This is a genomic window from Paenisporosarcina sp. P5_A11, from assembly GCF_056400705.1.
Genome location: NZ_JBFUKT010000201.1, coordinates 1 through 5,507 on the forward strand (window position 1 = coordinate 1; position 5,507 = coordinate 5,507).

Annotated in this window: 3 protein-coding genes; all 3 read left to right on the plus strand. The window is 38.4% G+C overall.

Annotated elements, in window-relative coordinates; translation table 11 throughout:
* A partial coding sequence (locus AC1DOS_RS17550) for a PolC-type DNA polymerase III (protein WP_477538537.1) occupies positions 1-3,852 on the plus strand: 3,852 nt, incomplete at its 5' end.
* Positions 3,853-3,986: 134 nt separating this feature from the next.
* The gene (gene rimP / locus AC1DOS_RS17555) at positions 3,987-4,463 is read left to right on the plus strand and encodes a ribosome maturation factor RimP (RefSeq protein ID WP_477538538.1); all 477 of its coding nucleotides are present in this window, start codon (positions 3,987-3,989) and stop codon (positions 4,461-4,463) included.
* Between the two features lie 23 nt (positions 4,464-4,486).
* Positions 4,487-5,507: transcription termination factor NusA (gene nusA / locus AC1DOS_RS17560; RefSeq protein WP_477538539.1), on the plus strand; the 1,021-nt coding region annotated here is incomplete at its 3' end.

The window sequence follows — 5,507 nt, forward strand, 5'->3', positions numbered from 1 at the left end:
GTATTGCCGATTGATTTTAAATTAATCGAGGAAAAAGAGGAACTCGCAGAAGCTCAACTAGCTTTCATGAAGCAAAGAAAGCTTGAAGAAGATGAACTTGGCAAAAAAGCATTAGCGGATATGCAGAAACGTGAAACGGAGCGCCAAGCGAACCCAGGCGCGACTTTGAATGGTCCTTTCCAACTAGGGACTCCTATTAAAGCAGATGAACCAATTCTCGAAATTAAACAAATTCAAGATGAAGAACGTCGCATTACGATTGAAGGTTTTGTCTTTGATGTAGAAGTAAAGGAATTGCGTAGTGGTCGTTCCTTATTAACGGTAAAAGTCACTGACTATACCGACTCGATTCTCGTGAAAATGTTCTCTCGAGATAAAGAAGATGCTGAACTCATGGGCTTACTTAAAAAAGGCACTTGGTTAAAAGTCCGAGGTTCTGTTCAAAATGATACGTTTGTCCGTGACTTAATTGTAATGGCACAAGATATTATGGAAATCAAAGTGGATGCCAGAAAAGATACCGTACCTGAAGATCAAAAACGCATTGAACTACATTTACACACACCAATGAGTCAAATGGACGCAGTTTCGTCGGTTGATGCATTAGTTGCACAAGCAGCAAAATGGGGGCATCCTGCAGTTGCGATTACCGACCATGCAGTCGTTCAGTCGTTTCCGGATGCTTATGCAGCTGGGAAAAAGTACGGCATTAAAATTATTTATGGCTTAGAAATATATATGGTGAATGATGGGGTACCAATCGCGTATGAAGAAGAACATCGTGCATTAGCTGATGCAACATATGTTGTTTTTGACGTTGAAACTACTGGGCTGTCTGCTGTGTACAACAGCATTATCGAACTTGCAGCTGTAAAAATAAAAAATGGGCAAGTCATTGATAAATTTGAAAGCTTTTCAAATCCTCATCATGCGTTATCTGCCACGACCATTAATTTAACAGGTATAACGGATGATATGGTCAATAATGCTCCAGAAATCGAAGATGTTATTAACCGTTTTCATGACTGGATTGGTGACAGTATTTTAGTGGCTCACAATGCATCATTCGATATGGGCTTTTTGTATGTAGGTTATAAAAAATGTGGGCTTGAAAAAACCATTCATCCCGTTATCGATACGTTAGAGTTATCTCGTTTTTTGCATCCTGAAATGAAAAACCATCGCTTAAACACGATGGCTAAAAAATTCAATATTGACCTTACACAACATCACCGGGCAATATATGATGCTGAAGCGACGGGTGAATTACTTTTAAACTTGTTAAAAGAAGCCGAAGAAAAAGGCATACACTACCACGATGAATTCAATCATCAAACTGGTAACGGAGAGTCATACAAAAGGGCACGACCTTCCCACTGTACGCTTCTTGCCACTGATGAAATAGGTTTGAAAAACTTATTTAAGCTGGTTTCTTCATCTCACATGAATACATTTTTCCGTGTACCACGTATACCAAAATCCGTGTTAGTGAAGCACCGTAAAGGGCTTTTGATCGGATCAGGATGCGATAAAGGTGAAGTATTTGAAGGATTAATGCAAAAGTCTCCAGAAGAAGTTGAAGACATTGCAAAGTTCTATGACTACTTAGAAATTCATCCGAAAGAAGTTTATGCACATTTAATTGAGCTTGAACTGGTAAGAGATGAATGGAATCTCGAAGATATTATTCGTAAGATGATAAAGTTAGGTAAAAAAGTAGATCTTCCAGTTGTTGCAACTGGTAATGTTCATTATGTGAATGAAAATGATGCGATTTTCAGACAAATTCTTATTGGTGGACAAGGTGGAGCTAATCCTTTAAACCGTCATAAATTACCAAAAGTTCATTTCCGTACAACAAATGAAATGTTAGATGCATTTTCCTTCTTAGGAGAAGAGACAGCGAAACAAATCGTAGTCGAGAATGCACATAAAATATCTGCTAGAATCGAAGAAATAAAACCGATAAAAGATGATTTATATACACCTAAGATCGAAGGATCCGATGAAGAAGTTCGTGAAATGAGTTATGCGATGGCGAGACAAATATACGGGGAATCGTTACCGGAAATTGTGGAAGCCCGTATTGAAAAAGAACTGACATCCATTATCGGTCATGGATTTGCTGTTATTTATTTAATTTCTCACAAGCTCGTAAAAAAATCATTGGATGATGGATATTTAGTAGGTTCACGTGGTTCAGTAGGTTCATCTCTTGTCGCTACATTAATGGAGATTACAGAGGTAAACCCTTTACCGCCACACTACATTTGTCCATTATGTCAACATGCTGAATTCTTCGATGATGGGTCAGTAAGTTCAGGATTTGATTTACCCAACAAAGTTTGTGTTCACTGTGAAACACCTTATAAAAAAGATGGACAAGATATACCTTTCGAAACATTCCTAGGTTTTAAAGGAGATAAAGTTCCTGATATAGATCTGAACTTCAGTGGTGAATATCAATCGAAAGCTCATAATTATACAAAAGTTTTATTTGGTGAAGACAATGTATATCGAGCAGGTACAATCGGTACAGTTGCGGATAAAACAGCTTATGGCTATGTTCGAGGCTACGCCAATGATCATAACCTAACCATCCGTGGTGCAGAAATTGATCGACTAGTGCAAGGATGTACTGGAGTTAAACGTTCAACCGGGCAGCATCCAGGTGGTATTATCGTTGTACCAGACTATATGGATATTTTTGATTTTTCGCCTATACAGTTCCCAGCCGACGCCCAAGACTCTGAATGGAAGACGACTCACTTTGATTTCCATTCTATTCACGATAACTTATTAAAACTGGATATTCTGGGACATGATGATCCAACAGTCATTCGGATGTTGCAAGATTTATCAGGAATTGACCCTAAAACTGTACCAACTGATGATCCTGAAGTAATGAAGATTTATTCTGGAACAGAATCCCTAGGAGTGACACAAGAACAAATAGGTTGTAAAACTGGGACTTTAGGAATTCCTGAGTTTGGTACTCGTTTCGTAAGACAAATGTTAGAAGAAACGAAACCTACAACATTCTCAGAGCTTGTTCAAATTTCTGGTCTGTCTCATGGAACTGACGTATGGCTTGGAAATGCACAAGAGCTTATTCAAAACGGTACATGCCAATTGTCTGATGTTATTGGTTGTCGTGATGATATTATGGTTTATTTAATTTACCAAGGACTCGAACCATCACTGGCATTTAAAATTATGGAGTCTGTTCGTAAAGGTAAAGGATTAACTCCAGAGTTTGAAGCAGACATGCGCACAAACGGAGTACCTGCCTGGTATATCGATTCATGTAAGAAGATTAAATACATGTTCCCGAAAGCCCACGCAGCAGCTTACGTTTTAATGGCTGTTCGTATTGCCTATTTCAAAGTGCATTTCCCGATTTTATATTATGCAGCGTATTTTACAGTCCGAGCTGCAGACTTTGACCTACATGCAATGACAAAAGGTCCAGCATCTATCCGTGCAAAAATAGATGAGATTAATGCCAAAGGGCTTGAAGCTGCTCCTAAAGAAAAAAGCTTACTAACTGTGCTTGAAATCGCACTTGAAATGTGTGAACGTGGCTATCACTTTAAAAAAGTGGATCTATATGAATCAAAAGCAGCTGAATTTGTTATTGATGGCATGGGATTGATCCCGCCATTCGATGCGATTCCAGGTTTAGGAACTAACGTTGCTAAAACAATTGTAGAAGCTCGTAAAAATGGTGAGTTTTTATCTAAAGAGGATTTAGGTCAACGTGGACGGGTTTCAAAAACCTTACTTGAGTACATGAATCAACTTGGCTGTTTAGAAGGAATGCCGGATGCCAATCAATTATCACTGTTCTAGGCGTAACTTGCACTGACCGCTATCGTATGGTATCATTTGTATAACAAGTTGTTGATAGATTTACGGCAAAAGAGTGGGATTTCCCGCTCTTTTCTGTTTGTTATGTCGAAAATAAGTCGCTTCGGGAGGCATGTATGAGCAATATATTAATCGAAGTAGAAAAGCTTGTAACGCCAATAGTTCAAGAATTGAAATTGGAACTCATTGATTTAGAGTTCGTTAGAGAAGGTAGAAATTGGTTCTTACGTATTTATGTAGATACTCCTCAAGGTGGTATTGACATTGAACATTGTGCACTAGTAAGTGAGCGCGTAAGTGAAGTGTTAGATGCTAATGATCCAATTGAACAAAATTACTTTTTAGAAGTTTCTTCACCTGGGGCTGAACGTCCATTGAAAAAAGAAAGTGATTATCTTCGAGCAATTGGTCAATTCGTATTTGTAAAAACATATGAACCAGTGAATGGCTTGAAAGAGTTCGAAGGAATATTAACTTCTTATAGTGAGCAAGGTCTAGAAATTGAATATCGAGTTAAAACCAGAAAAATTAAAGTTCAACTTGCACATGAGAAAATTGCTTTGGCACGTTTAGCAATCAATTTCTCTGCATAATGTGAATGTAGGAGTGAAGAAAAATGGCAAAGTCAAAGGCAAAGTCAAAGGCAAATGCAAATGAGTTGCTAGATGCTTTAACGGCTCTTGAAAAGCAAAAAGGAATTTCACGTGAAGTTTTAATTGAAGCAATCGAAGCTGCGCTTGTTACGGCGTATAAACGCAATTTTAATCAAGCACAAAACGTCCGTGTTGACTTAAACCTAGATAACGGTACGATGTTAGTATTTTCACGTAAAGATGTAATGGAAGAAGTATTAGACGACCGTCTACATATTTCATTGGAAGACGCTAAACAAGTAAATCCAGCGTACGAACTCGGAGATGTAGTGGAGCAAGAAGTGACGCCAAGAAACTTTGGACGTATCGCTGCTCAAACAGCTAAACAAGTTGTTACACAACGTGTTCGTGAAGCAGAACGTGGCATGATTTATGAAGAATATGTTGACCGTGAAGAAGACATTGTCAATGGAATTGTGGAACGTTTAGATGCTCGTAATATTTATGTAGGGCTTGGAAAAGTAGAAGCGGTATTACCTGTGAATGAACAAATTCTTACGGAAACATACCGTCCTCATGAACGTATAAAAGTGTATATTACAAAAGTAGAACGTACAACTCGTGGACCACAAGTATTTGTGTCTCGCACACATCCAGGCTTACTTCGTCGCTTGTTTGAAATGGAAGTACCTGAAATCTATGATGGCATTGTGGAAATTAAATCTATCGCACGCGAAGCTGGAGATCGTTCGAAAATTTCAGTTGTTGCACATAACGATGATGTTGATCCAGTAGGTTCTTGCGTTGGTGCAAAAGGTTCACGTGTACAAACCATCGTTAATGAATTAAATGGTGAAAAAATTGATATCGTCGAGTGGTCTGAAGATCCAGTAATCTTTGTTGCAAATGCTCTTAGCCCTTCTAAAGTGTTAGATGTGCAAATCAATGAAGACGAAAAATCGACTACGGTAGTAGTTCCGGATTATCAATTGTCTTTAGCTATTGGTAAACGTGGTCAAAACGCGCGTCTAGCAGCGAAGTTAA